Origin of the sequence: Actinoallomurus spadix, from assembly GCF_024055725.1 — a bacterium.
GTDB classification, from domain to species: domain Bacteria; phylum Actinomycetota; class Actinomycetes; order Streptosporangiales; family Streptosporangiaceae; genus Actinoallomurus; species Actinoallomurus spadix.
In genome coordinates this window covers 116,490-138,697 of sequence record NZ_JAMXMX010000018.1, presented here as the reverse complement: position 1 = coordinate 138,697, position 22,208 = coordinate 116,490, and the positions used below count along the sequence as shown (strand labels likewise).

The following is a 22,208-nucleotide window of genomic DNA, read 5'->3' as shown; positions in this document are numbered from 1 at the left end:
GATCATGACTGTTCGGCCGGTGGTGGTGTCGTGGAGGAAAGCCGGCCGAGGGCGTTCGTCACCAGGCGAGAAGGCCCCAGTACACCGCCCACGGGATGAAGATCGTTCCTGCCGTAACCACCACGGCGACGCGCACCCGGCCGCCGGCCGCCGGCGTACGCCGGTTCCGCCAGGCGGAGACGGCGGTGACACCCGTGGTGACGGCGACGATGACGGCGAGGAGCTGGAGGATCAGCCAGGAGAGCGGGCGACCGACGAGAACCGGGTCGCCCAGCCGCCCGCTGGTCGCGAAGACCGCGACCGTGTAGAGGAGAGTTCCGGCGACGGTCACCAGACCCGTCGCCGCGAGCAGGCGGGCCGGTCGGCGGGCCGGGACCGCCGCGGTGCGCCCGAGGGTCCGGCGCACGATCCCGGTGACCGGGTATCCGGCGAACGCCAGCAGGAAGAGCGCGATCGCGGCCCACTGAAGGCCGTTGGCCCCATACCAGGCGCCGTTCGACGCGGCGCGGCTGGTGACCGCCTGCCGTGGGGGCGCGGCGGTGCTGGACAGCGGCGGGTGACCGGCGGCGACCTGGTGGATCCACGACGTCATCGTGTCCGCGTAGCCGGGCGCGAGGGCGCCCAGCGGGTGACCGCCCAGCAGCGGGCCGCCGAGATTCTCGAACCCGTCGTTCGTACGGTGGCCGTTGTGGCCGGCGCCGGCGACGAACCGGATGGTCACGTGGTCGTTTCCCGCCCGGGCGAGGACGCGTTCGAAGACCTGCGCGCTCTCCCGTGGCGGCACTTGGGTGTCATGCTCGCCCCACAGCGCGAGGACCGGCTGCCGCAGGCGCTGGAGCACGGGCACCGGGTCGTGCCCGCCCTCCGGGAACAGGCCCGCGCCGTCGACGAGGTGCGCCGCCGGCCCCATGATCGTGTCGAGGAGTGATCCGGAGACGTGGTCATGCCGCAGATGCACGGCGAGGTACCAGGTCTGCGTGCGAAGCGGCGTACGGCCGGGGCCGCCGATCGTGATCAGGTAGGCGACGTCCGAGGACCGTGACGCGGCCAGCGGCGCCACCCAGCCGCCCTCGCTGAACCCCCACAACCCGACCTTCGCCGGGTCGACGCCGGGACGGGCCCGGAGGGTCCGTACGCCGGCGAGCGCGTCGGCGGCCAGGAGGGAGAAGTCGCGGTGCATCTTGGAATAGCCGACGGTTCGCTTGTCGTAGACGAGCGTGACGACCCCGCCGCGGGCGAACGCCTCGGCCTCCTGCGCGTACTCCTGCCGGGGCCCCGGACCCGAGCCGCCCACCAGGACGATGCCCGGAACTCGGCCCGTGGTCCTGCTCGGCGCGACGACCGTCCCGTGCAGGACCAGGCCGTCGCCGCCGCGGAAGGAGACGTCGGTGCGGGTCAGACCGTCGCGGGCGGCGCGCGGCGCGGCGGCGGCGTACGCCGCGTGGGTCGGCGTCACCGGCGACGGCGCGAGCGCGAGCGCGAGCGACGACGGCACCAGCAGGCCGATCGCCCACCCGGCCGCGCGGACGCGGCGGGATTTGAACGAGAGCAGCATGACGTGCTCTCCTTTCTCTGGGATTCGTGTACGCGAAGACACGCCGCATGGGCGTGGTGACACGGACTCCGCACACCGGGCCGCCGAGTTGCCGCTCGGCGGCCCGGGTCACTCCGCGGAGCCCGCCTCGGGTTCGGTGGCGGCCGCCTCGGGGATGCCGAGCAGCCGGAAGTGCACCGCACGTGCGCCGGGAGGCGTCTCCTCCGCCGGCCGGGAGAAGCGGTAGACCAGCGCGATGTACTCCTCGAAGAACTCCTTCACCTCATCGAGGGTGAGACGAACGGTGGCGCGGGAGAACAGGAACGCGTCCGCCCACTCGCCCAGCGCCTCATGGTCGTCCGCGAAGCGCGAGAACAACTCGACGAACTCCGCGACGTTGTGCCGCACCATCTCCGAGAGCGCCACGCGCATCTCCGGCGTCTGGCGGCTGTACGGCGGGAACCGGCGGTCGCCGGGCACGGCACGCCACCAGCGTTCCCGCCCCTTGGACAGCTCGGGAACCTCCTCGATGAACCCGTGCTTGGCGAGCTGCCTGAGGTGGTAACTGGTCGACCCGGTGCTCTCGCCGAGCGCCCGGGCGAGGGTGGCGGAGTTCACCGGCCCGTCACGCAGGCACTGCTCGATCTTGCGCCGCAGGGGGTGCGCGAGCAGCCGGAGCGCCGCCACGTCGCTGATCTCCTGAGCCGGAGGACGATCTGCCACCCCAAGATCATAAGCAATCGCAAAGCCTCTTTGCAAAGGCTCTTTGCGATCAGCTGCTCAGGCCGCGGAGGAGGCGGCGCGATGGCCGGCGCCCTGCGCCGCACGGGCCTGGACAAGGGGCTGAGTGCCCGCCGAGACGCCCTCCTCCGGCGGCCACCCCGAACCCCGGACCGTCGCACGGCCCAGACCGAGACCCGCCGCCCGTAACCACCTCGACCTCGTCATGTCCGTGATCATGCCGATGATCGAGGACTCGCGCGCCTCCATGGCCGGTGTGGGTCACCGCCGAACCGGCGGGCGGGCGGCAAGGACGGACCCGGCGATCAGCGGTCGGTGAAGTCCTGGGGGACCATGACGCGCAGGGCGTTGGGGCGGATGTGGATGCGGACCGGGGTGCTGCCGCGGATCTCGCCGTCCACGTCGAGGGGCAGCGGGGGGTCGGTCTCCAGGTGCAGGTCGCCGGTGGTGAGGAACGGCTCGTCGTCCATGCTGAGGTACGCCCCGGTGAGGGCATGCCGGACGGCGGAGCCGATCAGGTGCAGGCGGCTGGCCGTGCCGAAGCGGTACGCCAGCAGGAGCCGGTCGTCGATGTCGGCGTCGCGCGCGATGCGGCGGCCGCCGTGGAATGCGCCGTTCGCGATGTTGAGCTGGTGCGTCTCGAACTCCAGCTCCGTGTCGCCGGCGGTGATGCGGGCCCGGAAGGGCCGGTGGCCGGGGAGCGCCGCCAGGGCGGTCAGCGGATAGGCGCTGCGGCCGAGGTGCCGCTTGAGGCGGTGCGGCACCCGGCCCGCGACCTGGACGGACACGCCCAGGCTGACCATGTTGGTGAAGGTGTCCGGGCCGGCCTGGCCCAGGTCGACGTCGGCGACCTTCCCGGACCCGAGCGTCGCGAACGCGCCGTCCAGGTCCCCGGACCATCCGATGCTCCGGGCGAAGTTGTTCGTGGTGCCGACGGGCAGCACGCCGAGCGCCATGTCCAGATCGGCCAGGCGCTTGCCCGCGGTGCTCAGCGTGCCGTCGCCGCCGGCGGCGATGAGCAGGTCGGGCTTTTCGGCGACCGCCTCGTCGAGGGCCCGCGGGAGACGGTCCGGCCGCCGTACGTCGATCACCCGGGCGACGGCGATGCCCTGTTCGGTCAGCCGCCGTGGGGCGTGCTGGAGGAGGGCCGCCCCGGTACGGGCCCGGGCGTTGATGACGAGGACGGCCGGGCCGCCGTTCCTGATGGCGGCCGTCAGGTCGGCTTTGCTGCGCATGCCCTGGTGATACCAGTCCCTGGAGCTTTTAATGACTCTTTACGGAATCGGTCCTCAACGGCCCGCGACCGGAGCCGGGGCGTGCCGCCGGGCGTACAGGCTCGTCACGGTCACCGTCAGCAGCGTCACGACGATCACGGCCAGCGACAGCGGCGTGGGGACCTCCGGGACCTGCGGCCAGGGACCGTGCGCCCAGTGCAGCACGAGCTTCACGCCGATGAACGCCAGGATGACGGCGAGGCCGTAGCCCAGGTGGACGAGCTTGCTCAGCGTGCTCTGCAGCACGAAGTACAGCGCGCGCAGCCCGAACAGGGAGAAGGCGTTCGCCGTGAAGACCAGGTACGGGTCCTGGGTGATCCCGTAGACGGCGGGGATCGAGTCGACGGCGAACACCACGTCGGCGGCGAACACCGCCACCACCACGAGCGCGAACGGCGTCAGCGCCCGCCGGCCGCCCTGCCGCGCGAACATCCGCGGACCCTGGTAGTCGTCGGTCACCGGCATCAACCGGCGCAGGAGGCGTACGGAGCGCAGCGAGGAGACGTCGACCGTGTGGTCCGTGTCCTTGACCGCGTCCTTGAGGATCTTTCCGGCGGTGACGAGCAGAATGCCGCCGAACAGCAGGAACGCCCAGTCGACCGCCTGCAGCGCCGCCGCTCCGATCGCGATGAAGATCGCACGCAGCACGAGGGCGCCCGCGATGCCGTACAGCAGGACACGCTGGCTCAGCGCGCGTGGCACGGCGAACGCGGCGAGGAGCAGCATGAACACGAACAGGTTGTCCACGGAAAGCGACTTCTCGACCAGGTAGCCGGTGAAGTACTCCGTCCCGGTGGACGCCCCGAACCACTTCCAGGCGAACACGCCGAACAGGAACGGCAGGGCGATGTAGAAGCCGGTCCACGCCAGCGACTCGCGCAGCGAGGGGGTGTGCGGCCGACGCGTCATGATCAGGTCGATCGCGAAGAGGGCCACGACCCCGGCGATGGTAATCGCCCACAACAGCGGCGATGCGACGGATTCGGACACAGGAACTCCCGGTACGTCATAGCGTCCGAGGTCTCCTTCACCCGCCGTCATCCGGCGGACCGCCGCCCGGGGACCTCGTGGGAGGTCCGTACTGACCGGGTGGGCGCTGGGAAGTACTCCCCTCTTGTCCCACAATAGCCGCTGCCAGGCAACGGAGCGGCAATCACCGCCGAGGATCGTCGTCGCTACAGGCACGACGATCCTCGGCGCCGGTCGTCAGTCGGTGCTCGGCACCCAGCCCGCAGTTTGGAAACGGGCGGCGTCGGCGGGGCGTTCGCCGTTGAAGACCACGTGGCCGTCGGCGCTCCAAGCGCGTACGCCGTCGACGTAGACGCCGCGGCCCTGGTAGGCCGGGTCGGAGGTGTAGCGCCAGCGGACCGCGGTCGTGCCGGCCGGGAGCGTCGCGGTGGCCTTGGCCCAGCGGCGCCCGGAGAAGCCGGAGAACGACCCGTTCACGGTCCACGCGCTGCGACCGGACCGCAGGGCGATCGGGGCGGGCGTCCAGGTCGTGCCGTCGGTGGAGGTCTCCAGCACGCCGAGGTCGGTCTCCTCCGTGTCGTACCAGAGGTCGAAGGACAGCTTGGTGGCGCCCGCCGGCATCGGCGCGGTCAGCGTCGCGGTCGTGCCGTCCGCCATCTGGGAGAACCACGCGTCCCGGCCCTCGGCGGGCCGTACGGGGACGGCGCGGGCGAGGTCACGGGCGACGGCGCGGCGCGCCGGGTTGATGCTGGGGCCGTTACGGGTGGGGTGGACCCGATTGGTGAGCAGGATGACGAACGACCGCGAGATCGGGTCGATCACGATGCTGGTGCCGGTGTAGCCGGTGTGCCCGATGGTGACGGGCGAGGTCATCGCGTCCTCGTACCAGCGCAGGCCGATCTCGAAGCCGAGCCCGTGCGCGTTGCCGGGGAACGCGGTGTTGAGGTCGGTGAACAGGAGCCGTACGGAGTCCTCGTCCAGGACGCGGGCGTGGCCGTACCGGCCGCCGTCGAGGATCATCTGGGCGAAGATCGCGATGTCGTGGGCGGTGGAGAAGACCCCGGCGTGCCCGGCGACGCCGCCGAGGGCGTAGGAGTTCTCGTCGTGGACCTGGCCCCAGACGAGGCCGCGGTCGAGGGCGGCGTAGGGCTTGTGCTCGTACTCCGTCGCGGCGATCCGCGGCTTCTCCGACGCCGGCGGGTTGTAGCCGGTGTCGCGCATGCCGAGCGGCCGGGTGATGCCGTCCCGTACGAGCGCGTCCAGGGTCTCGCCGGTGACCTTCTCCAGCACGAACTGCATCGTGATCAAATTGAGGTCGGAGTAGATGTACGCGGTGCCGGGCTTGGCCTTCGGCGTGTCCGCGTACAGCGCCGCCTCCTGCGCCGCGCGATCGGAGTAGTTGTAGAAGGGCAGGTCCGGGCGCAGGCCGCTCGTGTGGGTGAGCAGCTCCCGGATGGTGATCGTGTCCTTGCCGTTCTGGCCGAAGGCGGGCAGGTAGTGCGCGACGGTCTGGTTCAGGTCGATGCGGCCGCGCTCGATCTGCTGGATCGCCGCGACGGTCGTGAACAGCTTCGACATGGACGCCAGGTCGAAGATCGTGTCCTCGCGCATCGGGATCCACTGGTCCCGCGGCAGCTCGGTGGGCTTGTCGTCGGCGTACCGCAGCGCGTACCCCATCGCGTCCTGCGCCGCGACGACGCCGTTGCGGGCGGCCAGCACGACGGCCCCTGGGTAGTACGGCTTCGGCGAGGAGTTCATGAAACTCGCGGCGTCCTTGGCGATCGCCGCGACGGCGTCGGGCGACAGGCCCGCCTGCCGCGGGGTGCCGTCCCGGAGCACCCGGCCGGGGGTGAAGCGCAGGTCGGCGGCGGTGACGGTCGGCGGCCCTGCCGTGGTCGTACGGGTGGGGGCCGACGCGCCCTTCACCGGGGCGGCCGGTGGCGGGGCGGCCTGAGCGGCCGCGGCCGGTGCGCACAGGCCCGCGAGGGCGAGGAGGATCGGCAGGGCACGGCGCATCGTATCTCCTGGGGGATGCGGGGGTGGAGAACTGCAGCGGTACGGCGGAGAGTGCGGAGGTCGGTGCCGTACGCCAGGGGCGAGGGGTTCAGCGGTACAGCAGGTAGCGCCGCCGCTGCGCGCGGAACCGCGCCAGGTCGGCCTGCCAGCCGGCGACGACCTGGTCGACGTTCGCGCCGCCGTCGATCGCGGTGCGGACCTGGTCGGATCCGGTGAGCAGGTCGATCCAGTACGGTGACTTGCTCTCCCGCCAGGCGAAGTCCTTCGGGTAGAGCCGGCGGGCGCTGATGATCATGGCGAGGGCGGTGCGGATCGGGTCGAAGCGCCGCCGGTCGGTGACGAACAGCTGGACGCCGCCGCAGTTCTGGTTGGCCCACTTGCTGAAGGTCGGCGCGAAGTACGCCTCGCGGAACCGCACGCCGGGCAGATTCAGGCCGTTCAGGTCGTCGGCCCAGTGCCAGTCGGCGTACGGCGCGCCGACCATCTCGAACGGCACGGTCGTGCCGCGCCCCTCCGAGATGTTCACCGCCTCGAACAGGCCCATGCCCGGGTAGGCGACCGCCGTGCCGATCGTCGGCATGTTCGGGGAGGGCAGCACCCAGGGCAGGCCCGTCTCCTCCCAGGCCATGCCGCGCCGCCAGCCGCGCATCTGGACGACCTGCGGTTTCGCCTTGCCGTCCAGGAACTCCCCGTCGAACAGCCGGGCGAGCTCACCGACGGTCATGGCGTGCTGCTGGGCGATCGGCTCGCGGCCCACGCCGGAGGCGTACCCGGTGTGCAGCACGGGCCCGGTCGCCTCGACGCCGCCGAGCGGGTTCGGCCGGTCGAGCACCACGAAGCGCTTGCCCGCCTGGATCGCCGCCCGCATGCAGTCGAACATCGTCCAGATGTAGGTGTAGAAGCGCGCGCCGACGTCCTGGATGTCGAAGACGACGGTGTCGATGCCGGACTTGAGGAAGTAGTCGGCGATCTGCTGCGGGGTCTTGGCGTAGGCGTCGTAGACGGCGATCCCGGTGCGCGGGTCCTTGTAGGAGCCCTCCGATCCGCCGGCCTGCGCCGAGCCGCGGAACCCGTGCTCCGGGCCGAAGACCGCGACGAGGTCCACGGCGGAGGACCCGTGCATGACGTCGACCTCGTGGCTCAGGTCGCGGATCACCGCGGTCGGGTTGGCGACCATCCCGACCTTCTGGCCGCGCAGTTCGCGGTAGCCCCCGGCGCGCAGCATCTCGAAGCCCGTACGGACCCCGCCGTTCCGTGCGGCCGGGGCGGCCTGGGCGGTCGCCGGGCCGAGCGCGGCGAGCGGGACGGCCGCGCCGCCGGCGGCGATGCCACGGAGCACTCCACGTCGTGTCGTCATCAGCGGATTCCCCTCAGATCGGCCACGACGGGCCTGTGGTCGGAGGCCTGCGTGTCGGGTACGAACGCGCGGGTGACGCGCGGGCCCGGGGTGAAGGTGATGTAGTCGATGCGCTTGACCGGCGCGTCGGCCGGAAACGTGGGCGTGGCGGGCTGCCCGGCGACCGTCAGCGCGTCGCGCAGCCGCGTCCAGAGCGGCGCGAGCTCGGGCGCGTCCGGCTCGGCGTTGAAGTCCCCTAGCAGCAGCTTAGGACCTCGCCGTCGCGCCATGACGGCCGCCATGTCGGCGACCTGCGCCCGGCGGACGGAGGGGTCGGCGCGGTAGTCGAGGTGCGTGTCGTACACCCAGATCCGCGTGCCGCGCGCCTTGATCAGCACCTCGGGGAAGCCGGGGCCTGGGGCCGGTACGGGGTTCGGCACCTGCGTGGACAGCCGCGTGATCTCGTGGTTCTCCGCGCGCAGGATCGGGAACCGGGACAGCACCGCGACGCCGAACCTCCGGTCGGCCGCGCCGGGCCGGTCGGGCGGGAGCGTGTAGATCGGCGCGAAGAACACCCGCATGCGCAGCCGCCGGGCCAGCCAGGACGCCTCGTCGACGTAGTCGCTGCGGGTCCCCCAGGCGACGTCGACCTCCTCGAGTCCGACGACGTCGGGGTGCTGCGCCTCGATCGCCTGGGCCTGGCGTTCGAGGTCGAAGACGTGATCGGCGCCCGCGCCGGCCTGGAGGTTGTACGTCATGACCCGCAGCGACGCCCCTCTGCCGGCGGCCGCGTGGGCCGGTGGTCCGGCGACCAGCGCGGCGAGGAAGAGGGCGAGCCCGGTGGCGGCCCGGGGGCGCGTACGGGCGGACCGGCGGACGAGCGGGGGCATGGACTCTCCTGCCGCGATCGTGGTCTGTAAAGAATCAACGAGTGGATTTGGTCGTATGAAAATTAGATACGGATGATCCCGAACGTCAATAGCCTCGCCGGACCGTCTGACGGAGCGCGGCGATGGGAGGATGGAGGGGTCATGCCCAACGATCCGGTGTTCCGTCTGGCCCGCGCGGTGGTCTTCGCGGCCGTGTGCACCGCCCTCGCCGTCGCCGGACACTCCGCCGCCGCACACGCGCCGGTCCCGCCCGCGGCGGTCGGCGCGGGGTTGGCCGGGCTGACCATCGTCGCCGTCGTCCTCGCCGGCACCGAGCGATCACTGGGCACGATCGCGGCCGGGCTGCTCGGCGGGCAGTTCATGCTGCACGTGCTGTTCGCCGCCGCCCAGCACGGCCAGCACCTGGCCCACCACCCCGCGGCCTCCGGCGCCCATGGGGCCCCGGCGATGACGTTCGCGCACGTTGCCGCCGCCGTCGCCTCCGCCTGGTGGCTGCGGCGCGGCGAGCGCGCCGTATGGCGGCTCGCGAGGAGGGCCGCGGCGGCCGCCGCCCGGCCGCTGCGGGCCCTCTTGTCGACGCCCGCTCCCCTGGCGGCGCCGTCCCGGCGGCCCGTGCCCGCCGGCCCGGTCATCCGCCCGCCGGATCGGGTCCTGCGCCACGTCCTCACCCGGCGCGGGCCACCGGCTCCGTTTCCGGCGTTCCGCTAGGCGCCGCCCCTCGTACGACCCACTCCGCCGGATCCGGCCGATCCGGTCACCCCGCACGCTCGATGAGCATCACGAACGGAGAAATCTCATGTACATCCCGCGACTCCCCCGCCGCGCCCGGGCCGGCCGGAGGCCCGTCACCCGCCTCGCGGCGGCGGTCGCCGCCGTGGCCGCCGGCGGCCTCCTCACGGCACCGCCCGCGTCCGCCCACACGACGCTCGTCGCGGCGAAACCCGCCAAGGGCGCCAAGGTGGCGTCCCCGGCCCAGATCAAACTCACCTTCGCCGAGGCGGTGCGGTTCCCGGGCATCGTCCTGCTGGACGCCAAGGGCGGTCACCACGAGGCCGGCAAGGCGCACGCGTCGGGCGCCACGGTGACCGCGCAGGTCGCCGGCGTCCTGCCGCCCGGCGTCTACCGGGTCGGCTGGCGCGTCGTCTCCGGGGACGGGCACCCGGTCACGGGCGACTACCGGTTCACGGTCGTGGGCTCGGCCGCATCGGCGCCCGCCGCGGCCGCATCGGCGCCCGCGTCCGACGGGTCGACGGACGACAGCCCCGCCCCCGCGGCGGTCACGCCGTCGAGCACCCCGGCCGCGCAGCACACGTCGAGCGGCTCCAGCACCGGCTGGTGGTGGATCGGCCTGGGCGCCCTCATGGTCGTCGCGGCGGTCATCGGCGCCGAACTCTTCCGCAAGCGCCGCCTCTCGGGAAGCTGACCAGCCCGGCCCTCGCCGAGGCCGCCCGCGCCCGCGCTGTCGAGTACCCGTCCGAGGCCGCCCACGGCGGCCTCGGACGACACTGCGCCCCCCGACGCCACCGGTCCCCGACGAGACCGGCCTCCGGCGAGACGGCGGCTTCGGACGAGTCCGCGCTCGGCATGAGGCGGCGTACGTCAGCCGCGTACGGCGGTGAAGGCGGCGCGCCGGCCCTGCTCGCCGGGTGGACGACGGACGCCGTTGACGTACACCTGGACGGCTCCGGCGTCGCTCAGCACCACGTTGAGGCGCGCGTCGTCGAAGCGAAGCGCCTGGCCGCGCACGAGGGTGCGGTTCACCAGGATGTCCCCGCCGGGAACGCCGACGAAGATCCGGCACCGCGGGCCGGTGACGGTCAGCGCGAGGGTCGCGGCGGGGACGGCCGCGGTCGTGCGCCGCTGCGGCGCCGGCGCACGGGCCCGCGTCCAGATGGAGTGGCCGGCGAAGGCCAGCACGCCGGCCAGGACGGCGATCCCGAGGAGGGCGGCGATCGTCGCCCCGCGGAGCGACCTCCTGCGCTGCGGCGAGACATGACGTCCCACAATGGAGAGTCTAGTCAGCCGTTAATCCGCGCCTCAGTCACCTTATTTGTTTATGTCCGGAAACGGCCGCCACCCTGTGTTTGGCGGGCCGTTATGCGACGTCCGGGACGCCGGTGGCGTAAGGGATGCGGCTCGTCGCCAACCCGAGGGCGGAATGTCCGGAAGTAGGCGTTATTTGCGTGCGCGGACTGGATAATTCTCCCGACGGGTGACGGGAAGCCGTCAACGAGCGGACGGACACCGCCGATGCCTTATTCGGGCCGCGCCACCGGGACCAAGGCACTGGGCACGCTGCTGGTCATGCTGCCCGCCCTCGTCGCCTGCGCACTCGGCTCCGGCCCGAGCCGGTGCGGCGGCCGGGCGATCACCGTCGCGGTCGCCCCGTCGATCGCCCCGGCGATCGAGCAGGCCGCGCGCCGGTACAACGCCGGAGACTCGTGCCGCGTCACGATCGATCGGCAGCGGCCCTCCGATGTCGCGGCGGTCCTGTCCGGTCAGGGGTCCGCGCCCGGCGCGCCCCGCCCCGACGCGTGGATCCCCGACTCCTCCCTCTGGCTTTCGATCGCCCGCCGCACCGGCGCGGGTGCCGCCGCCGTACGGGGGTCCGGCGCGTCGGTCGCGATGTCGCCCCTGGTCCTCGCGGTACCACGCGATCACGCGCCCGCCACCGCGAGCTGGCGGCTCCTGCTGTCCACCCGGCTGCCCGGGACCGGCGGCCCGGCGCCCGCCCTCCGGGTCCGGTTCCTCGACCCCGCCGCCGACGCCGCCGGTCTCGGCGCGCTGCTGCTCGCCCAGCACGCCGCCGGGCCCGGCCGGAACGGGCTGTCCTCCTTCGCCATCACCCTCTACTCCGGCCTCGGCACCGCGCTCCCCGACGAGCGGGCCGCCTACGCGCGGATCGCCCAGGACGGCGCGGCCTCCGGGCCGCCGACCGCGGTCGTCCTGTCCGAGCAGTCGGTCTGGCGGCACGCGCACGCCGGGGACGCCCCGCGGGTATCCGCGCTGTACCCGGACGGCGGCACCCTCGCGCTCGACTTCCCGTACGTCTCCACCACGGCCGATCGGGAACGCTCCAGGACGGTCGAGGACTTCCAGACCACGCTGACCCAGTCCCAGACCCGCGTCGCGCTGCAGGGGCTCGGGTTGCGCACTCCCGACGGCGTGGCCGGCACCGGCTTCGACGAGCGGTACGGCGTCGTGGCCCGCGCCCCGGACCGGCTTCCGGCGCCCGATCCGGTGAACGCCGGCCGGGTCCTGCAGATGTGGCAGCGCACGGTGCTCGGCGCGCGCATGCTGATCCTCCTCGACGTCTCGCCCTCCATGAGCGACCCGGTCCCGCGGACCCGGGACACGCGCATGCAGGCCACCGCCAAGGTCGCCACCGGGGGGATGAAGATCCTCAGCGACAACTCCCAGGTCGCGCTCTGGGAGTTCTCCACCGCGCTCGACGGCGCCCGCGACTACCGCCGGATCGTGCCGTTCCGTACCCTCAGCGACAAGGTCGGCACGGGCACGCAGCGCGACCTGCTCGAACGCTCCTTCGCGGCGGCGGCGCCGGTGCCGGGCAGCCGCACCGGCCTGTACGACTCGGTGCTGGCCGCCTACCAGGAGGCCGTGCGCACCTACCAGCCCGACCACAACAACGTCGTCGTCGTGCTGACCGACGGGATGAACTACGACCCGGGCCGTACGATCTCCCTGCAGACCCTCCTGAAGGAGCTCGCCCGCGCCGGGGACCCGATGCGGCCGGTGGCGATCGTTCCCATCGCGTTCGGGCCCGACATCGACCCGGGTCCGTTGCAGCGGATCGCCGCGGCGACCGGTGGGCAGGCGTTCGTGACCCTGGACCCGCGGCAGGTCCAGCAGGTGTTCCTGCAGATGCTGATCCGCCTCACATGCGGGGAGACCTGTCCCGCGTCCTGAGATGTCCGGGTAAGGTCACGGTGCTGTGAGGTCCCTCCAGTGGCTGGGCATGGCCAGGCACGGCGAGAGCACCGGGAACGTCGCGTCGCACGACGCGGCGGCCCGCGGGCTCGAGGCGGTCGACATGACCCTGCGCGACGCCGACGTCCCGCTGTCGCAGCTCGGACGGGAGCAGGCGGCCGCGCTCGGCCGGCGGCTCGCCGCGCTGCCCTCGGAGGAGCGGCCGACGGCGGTGGTGTGCTCGCCGTACCTCCGGGCGCGGGACACCGCGCGGCTCGCCCTGGAACAGCTGGCCGGCCCGCCGCCGGTCGTCCTGGACGAGCGGCTCCGTGACCGTGAGCTCGGCGTGCTGTTCATGCTGACGCAGCACGGCGTCCAGGCGCGTCACCCCGAGGAGGCGGAGCGCAAGCGCCGGCTCGGGAAGTTCTACTACCGGCCGCCCGCCGGCGAGTCCTGGGCGGACGTGGCGCTGCGGCTGCGGAGTGTGCTCGCCGACCTGGACCGGGAGCACCCCGGCGGCCGGGTCCTCGTCGTCGCGCACGACGCGATCGTCGTCCTGACGAGGTACATCATCGAGCGGCTCTCCGAGGAGGAACTGCTCGACATCGAGCGCACCGTCGTCGCCAACGCCTCGCTCACCGTCTGGGCCCGTGAGGACGAGGGCCTGCGCCTCGTCACGTTCAACGACACGAGCCACCTCAAGGACGCCGGCCTCCTCTGACCGGCGGCCCGGCCGGGGGTTCAGTCCTGGTCGTCGTGGACGAACAGGTTGAGCAGCCAGCTGACCACGCCGACGACGATCGCGCCCCAGACCGCCGCCCAGAAGCCGGACACGTGGAACGGCAGGTGCATCTTGCCCGCCGCCCAGCTCGCCAGCCACAGCAGCAGCCCGTTGACGACGAACGCGAACAGCCCCAGCGTGAGGACGTAGAACGCGCACCCCACGGTCTTGACGATGGGCTTGAGGAACCCGTTGATCAGGCCGAACACCACCGCGACGGCGACCAGGGTGCCGACCTTGCGCGGTGTCGTCGCGGCCGTGACGTCGATGCCGTGGACCACCAGCGTCGCGACCCACAGCGCAACAGCGGTGATTACCACTCGAATCAGGATTTTCACGACACGATCGTCGCACGGAACGCCCGGCGCATGACCGGCACCGTGACCGGGACGCGCGGGACGGCGGGTCAGTACCGGCCCGCCACGGGGATCCAGACCCGCATCGCGCCCTCCGCCCGGTTGCCCCACGACAGATACGGGACCGCCGTCAGCGGGAACGACCCGCCGCCGGCACCGTCACCCTGCCCGGCGATCGAGCGAACCGTGCCGTCACCCTGCCCGGCGATCGAGCGAACCGTGCCGTCACCCTGCCCGGCGAACGAGCGCACCGTGCCGGCTCCGCACGCGGCGGACGGGCGGGCGGTACCGGCGCCGCGCGCGGCGGACGGGCCGCCGGTGGCCCGGTACAGCGCCGTGTCCCCGGTCCACGCGGCGGAACCGCCCGCGACCAGGGTGACCGGCACCGCCGGTGGGCTCTTCTCGTCCGCGACCGCCGGGACGACCGGGACCTCCAGGTCCAGCCGGAGGTCCTCCAGGACCACACCGGCCGGCAGATCCGCCTCCTCCAGGCAGTACACCAGCGGTCCGCGCGTCAGGGCGACGCAGCCGCGCACCGCGTCCACCCTCGGGTGCGCGGTGACGTACCGGGCCGGCATGTCCAGATCCAGCACCAAGGTGGTGCCGGACGCCCAGTCCCGGGTCAGGTGCAGGTAGCCGTCCACCGCCTCCAGCCGTACCGGCTCGCCGTCGACGAGGACGGAGTACGCGGCGCACCAGGCGGGCACCCGCAGCGCGAGCGTCCAGGGCCCGCCGGCGCGGGCCCCCTCGGCGGTGACGGTCAGCTCGACGCGGCCCTGCCAGGGATAGTCGGTGCGCATGGCGACCTGGACCGGCGCGCCGCGCACGGTGGCGTCGACGGTGGCCGCGCCGTACAGGTGGATCCGCAGGCCGTCGTCGTCGCCGGTCGCCAGGTAGGCCGGCAGCGAGGCCATCAGCCGGGCGATGTTGGGCGGGCAGCAGGCGCAGGTGTACCAGGGCAGCCGGTGGACGGCGCCCTCCTCGCCGGCCTCCGCGTGCCCGGTGCGCACCTGGAGGGGGTTCGAGTAGAAGAACCGCGTGCCGTCGTCGGACACGGCGACCGCGACGGCGTTGTACAACGCCCGTTCCATCTCGTCGGCGTACCGCGCCCTACCGGTGGCCAGGAGCAGCCGCCAGTTGTACTGGACACTGGCGATCGCCGCGCACGTCTCGCCGTACGCCCGGTCGGGCGGGAGCTCGTACGGGCTCCCGTACGCCTCGTCCCGGTGCCGGGAGCCGTGCGCGCCGGTGACGTACGTCCGGGTGCGGAAGGCGTCCTCCCACAGCCGCTCCGCCGCCGCGAGCAGTTCCTCGTCGCCGGTCTCGACGGCGACGTCGACCACTCCGGCCAGCAGGTAGAGCTGCCGTACGGCGTGGCCGGCGACCTCCCGCGCCTCCCGGGGCGGCACGTGGTCCTGGAAGTAGCGCGCGCCGAACGGGCCGGGCCGCAGCAGGCCCCGACCGCGCAGGTCGACGAACCGCGCCGCCAGGTCCAGGTACGGCCGGTGCCCGGTCAGCCGGTACAGCTCGACCAGCGCCGTCTCGATCTCCGGGTGCCCGCACACCTCCTCCACGCCTCCCGGCCCGAACCGCTCCACCAGAAGGTCGGCGAGCCGCCGGGCGAGGCGTACCAGCTCGTCGCTCACACCGGCCCGGCCGGCGGCGACCGCGGCCTGGATCAGATGGCCCGCGCAGTACAGCTCGTGACTCCAGTCCGGCTTACGCCACCGCTGGTCCGGCTCGACGAGCGTGAAGTAGGAGTTCAGGTAGCCGTCCGGCCGCTGGGCTCGGGCCAGCAGGGCGGTGGTGTCCGCCACGAAGGCGCGCAGTCCGGCGTCGTCGCCAGGCGGGGAGGACGCGAGGTGCGAGGCGGCGTCGTCGCCGGGCGTGGAGGGGGCGAGCCGCGAAGTGGCTCCGTCGCCGGGCATGGGGGAGGCGAGCCGCCAGGCCGCCGCCTCCAGGGTCTTGTACACGTCCGAGTCGGCGAACCACATGCCGCGGAAGTCGTCCTCGCTCTCCCCGGCCGCGGCGCGCAGGTTCGCGAGGTTCCCGCTGCGGTGCAGCCGGTCCACGCAGTGCGGCAGGGTCGCCGTCGCGTTGCGCCGCCACCACCGGCCGAGGAGGCCGTCCGGGTGCAGGCGCACCTGCCCCAGGTCCAGGGGCCGCAGCGCGCCGATCGCGCCCGGCCCGGGTACGACGGGTGCCGGGGCCGGACGCTCGGCGGAGGTGGCGGCGGTGCGGTCGGGCGTCGGTATCTCGGTCATTCCTGCTCTCTCGTCGCGTGGGTGCCGCGTCGCGGCTCCGCTCGTACGGGCCGGCGTCATCACGAGGCGGCGGCGCGGCGACGTTCGTGCGCCTCCGCCAGGATCAGGTAGGCGCTCGCGGTCCAGGTGTAGGCACGATCCCGGAGCCCGGCGCCGCTCCGGGCGTCGAAGTTCTCCGCGAAGCCGGATTCCTCGCAGAGCGCGCGGAAGCGGGCGCTCACCTCGTCGGCGAGGCCGGTGCGCCCGCCCCGGCGGAGGCCGTCCTCGATCAGCACGGTGGAGGGCGCCCAGATCGGGCCGCGCCAGTACCCGTCGGCCCGGTAGTGGCCGGAGGTGGGGAGTTCGGAGGCGAGGCCGTACGGCGTGAGGTGCGCCTCGATCCGTTCGGCGAGCGTGGCACGCGGCTCGGGAGGCAGGTCCTCGCCCAGGACGATCGCCACGAGGTCGAGCAGGCTGGACCCGGCCCACGTGCGCCCGGACCCGACCGCGCGGGCCACGAACCGCTCCCCCGTCCACAGCTGCCGCAGCAGGTCGTCGCGCATCCGGTCGGCGGCCCGCCGCCACCCGGCGGCGTCGTCCGCGCGCCCCAGCTCGGTCGCGAGGTCGGCGAGTTCGCGCATCTGCAGGACGAGGAACGCCGCCAGGTCCGAGGTCTGGATGACGTGGTCCGGGTCGAAGGTCGTGGCGTTGTCCCAGCCGCTGTCGTTGCCGTGCTGGTAGTGCGGCAACGACTCGCCGGGGGCGCGCCGGGCGGTGAGCCAGAAGTTCGTCCACGCCTCGATCCGCCGGTACGCCAGGGACAGCCGGGACCGGTCGAGGCCACCGGGAAGGCGTTCGCGGAGGCGGCGGAAGGCCCAGCCGTGGATGGGGGGTTTCACGAAGTTGTAGAGAACCTCCGAGTGGGTGACGGAGTCGGGCAGGCCGCCCGCGTCGTCCTGGTGGTCGAAGACGAGATGGAACTGGTCCCAGGCGAGCTCGGGCGCGCCCGCGGCCAGCGCGACCGCGTTGAAGCAGTGGTCCCAGCTCCAGACCTTGTCCATCCAGTGCTTCGACATGAGCACGGCCGGGCGCCGCAGGAACCCGGCCGGCCGTACGGTGGCGGACCAGAGCACGTAGGCGGCGAGTTCGGCGGCCGGGGTGCCGGCGGTGCGCCACGGCGCGACGGCGTCGGCGAAGGCGGCGAACTCCGCCTCCGCCGCGGCGGTGACCTGGTCGAACGTCGCGGACGGCGCGTACGGCCGCCGGGCGCTGTCGAACTCCTCGATGGCGGCCTCCCAGCGTTGGCCGTCGCCGGTGAGGTGAAGGCCGCGCGCGCCGTGCCCCAGCCGCTGGACGCCGGCCGTGTCCTCGGCGCGGCCGGACAGCACCGTCACCCGGTAGCGCCGGCCGGTCTCGTAGACGGTGAAGACGTACGCGCCGTCGACGGGGTCGCGGTAGAGGTAGGTGCCGCTGAAGGGCGTCAGCTCGGGGCTCGCCGCGCCGACGCGCAGGCCGAGGCCCCGTCCGCGCAGCCGGAGCGTGTCGGCGCCCTCGTAGGCGAGGTCGACGCGTCCGCCGTCCCGTACCCAGGTGAGCCGGCTCGGCGTCGCCTCGACCGTCGTCCGGGCGGGGGCGCCGCCCGCCGTGGGCGTGAACCGCAGGATCGGGTGCATGCCGGTCTGGTGCGAGACGAGGTGCAGGTCGTCGGCGTACACGTTCTGCGCGATGACCGGGGAGACGTCGAACCACGAACCGTGGTGGCTGAAGGGGATCTCCTGGACGGAGAAGGCCGGGACCGTCATGTAGGGGTTCTCTCGTTTCCGTGGCGCCGGGCCGTCAGTCCTTCACCGCTCCGGCCGTGACGCCCGCGGCGACGTACCGTTGCGCGATGATCAGCAGCGCCGTCGCGGGGATCGAGGCCACGACGGCGGTCGCCATGATCGCGTTCCACTGCTGGTTGTTGTTGCCGATGTAGTGGTAGATCCCGAGGGTGATCGGCCGGCGGTCGCCGCCGCCGTCGAGCGTGCTCGCGAAGATGAAGTCCGACCACGCCCAGAGGAAGGCGAACAGCGAGACGGTGACGATCGCGTTGCGGCTGACGGGGAGGACGATCGACCAGAAGACGCGGAGCCTCCCGGCGCCGTCGATCCGGGCCGCTTGCAGGAGTTCGTCCGGGATGCCGGACATGAAGGCCGTGAAGATCAGCACGCCGAAGGGAACGGCGATCGTGGAGTCGGCGATGACGAGGCCCACCGGGGAGTTGAGCACGCCGAGGGAGAGGTAGATGGCGTAGAACCCCATCGCCATGATGATCCCGGGGATCATCTGCGCGATCAGCAGCACGAAGCTCAGCGCGCCCCCGCCCCGCGGGCGCAGCTTGGCCAGCGAGTAGCCGGCGGGCGCCGAGAGGACCACGGTCAGCGCGACCGTGCCCAGGCCGATCAGCAGGCTCGTGCCGAGGTACGGCAACTGCTGGTCGAGGACGGCGCGGTACCCCTCCACCGTGCCGTGCAGCGGGAACCAGTCCGGCGGGTCCTTGCGCATGTCCTGGTCCCTGGTGAAGGACACGTTGATCATCCAGTAGACGGGGAAGAGCATGAGCGCGGTCAGCAGGAGGCCCACGCCCGTCTTCCACCAGGTCCTCTTCGCGGTCATGCCGGCTGCCGCCTTCGCTGGACACGGATGTAGGTCAGGCCGAAGATGAGGGCGATCAGGATCAGCAGGTTGCCGACGGCCGCGCCGGGGCCGAACGCGGGCAGCAGGTTGCCGAAGCCGAGGCGGTAGGACCATGTGGCGAACGTCGTGGACGAGTCCGCCGGACCGCCCCTGGTCATGATCCAGATGATGTCGAAGACCTTCAGCGTGTAGACCAGGCCGAGGAGCAGGGTGATGGCGGAGACCGGCCGGAGCAGCGGGAAGGTCACCCGCCAGAACCGCTGCCAGCCGTTCGCCCCGTCCAGCGCGGCGGCCTCGTAGAGGGACGCCGGGATCGCCTGCAGGCCGCTGTAGAGCACGACGAGGTTGAATGGGATGCCGATCCAGATGTTCGCGATGATCACCGAGGTCAGCGACCATCGGGGCGAGGTGAGCCAGTCGACGGGTGCGACGCCCACCCAGTGCAGCACGGCGTTCACCACGCCGGAGTCGCTGTTCAGCATCCAGGACCACGTCGACGCCGACACGATCAGCGGCAGGAGCCACGGCACCAGGAACAGCGCGCGCAGCGTGGCCGACAGCCGGAAGTGCCCGGCGAAGAACACGGCCAGTGCCATGCCGATCGTGAACTGGAACGCCAGCGACACGAGGGTGAACACCATGGTGTGCATCAGCGCGGGCCCGAAGACCGGGTCGTGCAGGACGGTGCCGTAGTTCCGGCCGCCGGTGAAGGGGGCGCCGCCCTGCACGAACGAGCGCACGGTGTAGTTCCGCAGGCTGAGATCGAGGTTGCGGTAGAGGGGGTAGGCGTAGAACAGCGCCAGGTAGACGGTGACGGGGGCGAGGAACGCCCAGGCCGCCCACTGGCCGGAGCGCGCCCGCTCCGATCCGGCCGGGGCGCTCACCGGGTCGCGGCCGCCGCGGTGGACTGCGCGGCCGACAGCGCCGCCTGCGGCGGCTTCGAACCGCTGAGCGCCGCCTGCACCGCCGTCCACATCGGCTGGGAGATCTTGGGGTACTTGGTGCCGAGGTCATCGCCGGTCCGCGCCTTCGCCGCGTGCACGGCGTCCACCCAGACCTTCAGGCCGGGGGTCGCGGCCACCTGCCTGGTCTGCACGGCGTTCGTCGGCGCGATGTACGACAGCGTCGTGTCGGTCGTGTAGAGGTTCTCGGTGCTGGTCAGGCAGGCCGTGATCTTCTCGGAGGTGGCGTAGCGGCCGGTCTTCCTCTGCACGGGCACCGTGACGAACTCACCGCCCGTCGGCGCGGGCGCGGTCCCGCCGTGCGCGCCCGGGATCGGGATGATGCCGTAGTCGAAGCCGGCCTTCTCGGCGTTCGCCAGCTGCCAGGTGCCGTTCTCCCCGAACGCGAATTTTCCGGTGGCGAACTCCTGCCAGCTCGTCGTCTGGGTGTTGTTCAGGACCGAGTTCGGCGCGTACCCCTTCTTCACCCAGTCGGTCCACAGCGACACCGCCGAGACGCCCTCCGGGGAGTCGAGCCGCGTCAGCCCTGCCCCGGCTCCCCAGAACCACGGCAGGAACTGGAAGCTCCCCTCCTCGGTGCCGATGGCCGAGAACGTGATGCCCTTCTTCCCCGCCGCCGTGACCTTGGCGAGGGCGGCGGTCAGGGAGGCCCAGTCCTTCACCGACGCGGCGTCGACGCCGGCGCTCTTGAGCACCGCCTTGTTGTAGTACAGGGCGAGCGTGTTCGCGCCGATCGGGATGCCGTACGTCTTGCCGCCGATCCGGCCGGCGCCGAGCAGGTTCGGCTCGATCGCGGACGTGTCGATCTTCGTCTCGTCGTTGGCGGTGAGCACGCCGGCCTGGGCCAGGGTCGAAACGACCGGATTGTCGACGATCAGCACGTCGGGGGCGTTGCCCTGCTGCGCCGCGAGCAGCGCCTTGTTGGTCAGGTCGCTGGTGTCGTAGCCGGTGCGCTTGATGGTCACCCCGGCGCCGGAGCCGCACTTGTCGAGCAGCCGGGCCCAGGCCGAGCCGCCCTCGAACTGCGGGTACGGGTCCCAGATCGTGTACGTGCCGCCGCCGGACGCCTGCCCCGTGTCGTCACCGGACGACGCGCAGCCGACCATGCTCCCGGACAGCGCCACGACGACCAGCCCGAAGCCGACGGCGCGTCGTTTCAGCGGTGGGGTCCTCACTGGGCTTCTCCTCTCACGCGGATGCGTTCAGCGCCGACCGGAGCGGCGGTGTCGTCCTCGGTTCGCCAGGGGGTGCGATGCGACCGGTTCGGCAGGCCAGGAGCCTGAGGTCGAACCGGTTCGCCTCACGGTTCGACCGACCATAAGCCTCACTTCGGGCGAGGTCAATAAGGGCGGTCTCCGATACCTGCCGTATCGGACCGGCTTAGACTGGTGGTTGTTCCGAACCGGTTCGCGCAGCACGCCCGGTCGGCCGCCCGTACTCTCCTCCGGAGGCCTGTTTGAGTCGGCTCGAAGCTTCGTCGGTGAACATCCGTGAGGTGGCGCGCCGCGCCAAGGTGTCGCGCAGCACCGTCTCGTACGCCCTGTCGGGCAAGCGGCCGGTCTCCGAGGCGACCCGCCGCCGCATCCAGCAGGTCATCGACGAGATGGGATACCGGCCCAACGCCTTCGCCCGCGCCCTGGCCCGCGGCGAGACGAGGACCCTGGGCCTGGTGTTCCCGCCGGCGGGCAGCCACTACACCGACATGCAGCTGAACTTCATGGGCGGCGTCACGGAGGCCGCGGCCGCCCGCGACTACGACGTCCTCCTGTCCGTGGCCGACGCGGGCGAGGAGCAGTCCTTCCAGCGGCTGATCGGCGAACGCCGGGTCGACGGCGCCATCCTCATGGAGATCCGGCTACAGGACGCCCGGGTCGAGCGCATGCGGGAGACCGGCTTCCCGTTCGTCACCATCGGCCGCATCGGCGAGCCCGACGGCACCGCCTGGGTCGACCTGGACCACGGGACGCTGGTACGGCGGTGCGTCCAGCACCTGTCCGACCTCGGCCACCGGCGCGTGGCGTTCGTCAACCGGCCGGAGGCGCTGCTGCGGGCCGGCTACGAGTCGGCCCACCGCGCCCGTGACGGCTTCGAGCGCGCCGTCGGGGAGCTCGGTCTCAGCGGCGCCGCCTATCCGTGCGACGACGACGCCATGGCGGGCGAGCGGTGCGCGGAGCAGATCCTGGCCGACCATCCCGGGACCACCGGCATCGTCACCGTGAACGAGGCGTCCCTGGGGGGCCTGTACCGGGGCCTCACGAACGCCGGGCGCCGGATCCCCCACGACATCTCCGTCACGGGCATCGCCGGCGCCCGGTGGGCCGAGGCCGTGACCCCCGCGCTGACCGCGGCCGACGTGCCCGCCCACGAGATGGGCCGGATCGCCATCGACCTGCTCCTCGAGCGCATCGCCGACGCCGGCGCGACGCCGCGGCACCGGCTGCTGATGCCCCCCATCGTCCTGCGTGCCAGCACCGGGTCCGCTCCCCGCCCCCTGCCGTGACGA

At 72.6% G+C, this 22,208-nt stretch carries 19 protein-coding genes; 5 read left to right on the top strand and 14 right to left on the bottom strand.

Features of this window, described 5'->3' with window-relative positions; all coding sequences use genetic code 11:
- Positions 1-58: 58 nt before the first annotated feature.
- From NE235_RS25270 to NE235_RS25240, 7 genes are all read right to left on the bottom strand, one after another.
- On the bottom strand, positions 59-1,555 hold the full coding sequence (locus tag NE235_RS25270) for an alpha/beta hydrolase family protein (RefSeq protein WP_252807197.1): 1,497 nt from the start codon (positions 1,553-1,555) through the stop codon (positions 59-61).
- A 108-nt stretch (positions 1,556-1,663) separates the two neighbouring features.
- Positions 1,664-2,257 carry an ArsR/SmtB family transcription factor gene (locus tag NE235_RS25265; RefSeq protein WP_252807196.1) on the bottom strand — a complete coding sequence of 198 codons (594 nt, stop codon included), beginning with the start codon at positions 2,255-2,257 and terminating at the stop codon, positions 1,664-1,666.
- A gap of 323 nt (positions 2,258-2,580) precedes the next feature.
- A complete protein-coding gene (locus NE235_RS25260; RefSeq protein ID WP_252807194.1) occupies positions 2,581-3,510 on the bottom strand; it encodes a diacylglycerol/lipid kinase family protein in 930 nt (309 codons plus the stop codon).
- Between the two features lie 54 nt (positions 3,511-3,564).
- The gene (locus NE235_RS25255; protein ID WP_252807192.1) at positions 3,565-4,539 is read right to left on the bottom strand and encodes a TerC/Alx family metal homeostasis membrane protein; all 975 of its coding nucleotides are present in this window, start codon (positions 4,537-4,539) and stop codon (positions 3,565-3,567) included.
- A gap of 216 nt (positions 4,540-4,755) precedes the next feature.
- Complete coding sequence (locus tag NE235_RS25250) at positions 4,756-6,534, bottom strand: serine hydrolase (RefSeq protein WP_252807191.1); 1,779 nt, start codon at positions 6,532-6,534, stop codon at positions 4,756-4,758.
- A gap of 88 nt (positions 6,535-6,622) precedes the next feature.
- On the bottom strand, positions 6,623-7,891 hold the full coding sequence (locus NE235_RS25245) for an exo-beta-N-acetylmuramidase NamZ family protein (protein WP_252807189.1): 1,269 nt from the start codon (positions 7,889-7,891) through the stop codon (positions 6,623-6,625).
- A complete protein-coding gene (locus NE235_RS25240) occupies positions 7,891-8,760 on the bottom strand; it encodes an endonuclease/exonuclease/phosphatase family protein (RefSeq protein WP_252807187.1) in 870 nt (289 codons plus the stop codon). Before NE235_RS25240 ends, NE235_RS25245 begins: the two co-directional genes overlap by 1 nt.
- Positions 8,761-8,901: 141 nt before the next feature.
- Here NE235_RS25240 and NE235_RS25235 point away from each other — a divergent pair, with 141 nt between their 5' ends.
- Complete coding sequence (locus NE235_RS25235) at positions 8,902-9,468, top strand: MFS transporter (protein ID WP_252807186.1); 567 nt, start codon at positions 8,902-8,904, stop codon at positions 9,466-9,468.
- Between the two features lie 88 nt (positions 9,469-9,556).
- The gene (locus tag NE235_RS25230) at positions 9,557-10,183 is read left to right on the top strand and encodes a copper resistance CopC family protein (RefSeq protein ID WP_252807184.1); all 627 of its coding nucleotides are present in this window, start codon (positions 9,557-9,559) and stop codon (positions 10,181-10,183) included.
- Positions 10,184-10,359: 176 nt separating this feature from the next.
- Here NE235_RS25230 and NE235_RS25225 read toward each other — a convergent pair whose 3' ends face one another.
- Positions 10,360-10,764, bottom strand: coding sequence for a hypothetical protein (locus NE235_RS25225; RefSeq protein ID WP_252807182.1), 405 nt, complete (start codon positions 10,762-10,764; stop codon positions 10,360-10,362).
- 246 nt (positions 10,765-11,010) lie between these two features.
- On the opposite strand from NE235_RS25225, the gene NE235_RS25220 reads away from it, so the two are divergent.
- Together NE235_RS25220 and NE235_RS25215 are read left to right on the top strand one after the other, a co-directional pair.
- On the top strand, positions 11,011-12,687 hold the full coding sequence (locus NE235_RS25220) for a substrate-binding domain-containing protein (protein ID WP_252807180.1): 1,677 nt from the start codon (positions 11,011-11,013) through the stop codon (positions 12,685-12,687).
- A 25-nt stretch (positions 12,688-12,712) separates the two neighbouring features.
- The gene (locus tag NE235_RS25215) at positions 12,713-13,408 is read left to right on the top strand and encodes a histidine phosphatase family protein (protein ID WP_252807178.1); all 696 of its coding nucleotides are present in this window, start codon (positions 12,713-12,715) and stop codon (positions 13,406-13,408) included.
- 20 nt (positions 13,409-13,428) lie between these two features.
- On the opposite strand, the gene NE235_RS25210 is transcribed toward NE235_RS25215, so the two are convergent.
- The 6 genes from NE235_RS25210 to NE235_RS25185 form a co-directional block, all read right to left on the bottom strand.
- The gene (locus NE235_RS25210; RefSeq protein WP_252807176.1) at positions 13,429-13,806 is read right to left on the bottom strand and encodes a phage holin family protein; all 378 of its coding nucleotides are present in this window, start codon (positions 13,804-13,806) and stop codon (positions 13,429-13,431) included.
- Between the two features lie 68 nt (positions 13,807-13,874).
- Positions 13,875-16,088 (bottom strand): glycoside hydrolase family 127 protein, encoded by a 2,214-nt coding sequence (locus tag NE235_RS25205; RefSeq protein ID WP_252807174.1) that lies wholly within the window; start codon positions 16,086-16,088, stop codon positions 13,875-13,877.
- A 59-nt stretch (positions 16,089-16,147) separates the two neighbouring features.
- Complete coding sequence (locus tag NE235_RS25200) at positions 16,148-17,869, bottom strand: amylo-alpha-1,6-glucosidase (RefSeq protein ID WP_252807172.1); 1,722 nt, start codon at positions 17,867-17,869, stop codon at positions 16,148-16,150.
- A 34-nt stretch (positions 17,870-17,903) separates the two neighbouring features.
- Positions 17,904-18,722 carry a carbohydrate ABC transporter permease gene (locus tag NE235_RS25195; RefSeq protein ID WP_252807171.1) on the bottom strand — a complete coding sequence of 273 codons (819 nt, stop codon included), beginning with the start codon at positions 18,720-18,722 and terminating at the stop codon, positions 17,904-17,906.
- On the bottom strand, positions 18,719-19,627 hold the full coding sequence (locus NE235_RS25190; RefSeq protein WP_252807169.1) for a carbohydrate ABC transporter permease: 909 nt from the start codon (positions 19,625-19,627) through the stop codon (positions 18,719-18,721). The genes NE235_RS25195 and NE235_RS25190 overlap by 4 nt, the downstream gene beginning before the upstream one ends.
- Positions 19,624-20,880, bottom strand: coding sequence for a sugar ABC transporter substrate-binding protein (locus NE235_RS25185; protein ID WP_252807167.1), 1,257 nt, complete (start codon positions 20,878-20,880; stop codon positions 19,624-19,626). The genes NE235_RS25190 and NE235_RS25185 overlap by 4 nt, the downstream gene beginning before the upstream one ends.
- A gap of 305 nt (positions 20,881-21,185) precedes the next feature.
- Here NE235_RS25185 and NE235_RS25180 point away from each other — a divergent pair, with 305 nt between their 5' ends.
- Entirely contained in the window at positions 21,186-22,205 is a 1,020-nt protein-coding gene (locus NE235_RS25180; RefSeq protein ID WP_252807165.1) for a LacI family DNA-binding transcriptional regulator, read from the top strand.
- The last annotated feature ends 3 nt before the right edge of the window (positions 22,206-22,208 follow it).

Bases quoted from the DNA above. Each gene is read 5' to 3' on its own strand.
- NE235_RS25270 (WP_252807197.1), bottom strand. From the start codon at position 1,555: ATGCTGCTCTCGTTCAAATCCCGCCGCGTCCGCGCGGCCGGGTGGGCG.
- NE235_RS25260 (WP_252807194.1), bottom strand. From the start codon at position 3,510: ATGCGCAGCAAAGCCGACCTGACGGCCGCCATCAGGAACGGCGGCCCG.
- NE235_RS25250 (WP_252807191.1), bottom strand. From the start codon at position 6,534: ATGCGCCGTGCCCTGCCGATCCTCCTCGCCCTCGCGGGCCTGTGCGCA.
- NE235_RS25245 (WP_252807189.1), bottom strand. From the start codon at position 7,891: ATGACGACACGACGTGGAGTGCTCCGTGGCATCGCCGCCGGCGGCGCG.
- NE235_RS25240 (WP_252807187.1), bottom strand. From the start codon at position 8,760: ATGCCCCCGCTCGTCCGCCGGTCCGCCCGTACGCGCCCCCGGGCCGCC.
- NE235_RS25235 (WP_252807186.1), top strand. From the start codon at position 8,902: ATGCCCAACGATCCGGTGTTCCGTCTGGCCCGCGCGGTGGTCTTCGCG.
- NE235_RS25230 (WP_252807184.1), top strand. From the start codon at position 9,557: ATGTACATCCCGCGACTCCCCCGCCGCGCCCGGGCCGGCCGGAGGCCC.
- NE235_RS25220 (WP_252807180.1), top strand. From the start codon at position 11,011: ATGCCTTATTCGGGCCGCGCCACCGGGACCAAGGCACTGGGCACGCTG.
- NE235_RS25205 (WP_252807174.1), bottom strand. From the start codon at position 16,088: ATGACCGAGATACCGACGCCCGACCGCACCGCCGCCACCTCCGCCGAG.
- NE235_RS25200 (WP_252807172.1), bottom strand. From the start codon at position 17,869: ATGACGGTCCCGGCCTTCTCCGTCCAGGAGATCCCCTTCAGCCACCAC.
- NE235_RS25195 (WP_252807171.1), bottom strand. From the start codon at position 18,722: ATGACCGCGAAGAGGACCTGGTGGAAGACGGGCGTGGGCCTCCTGCTG.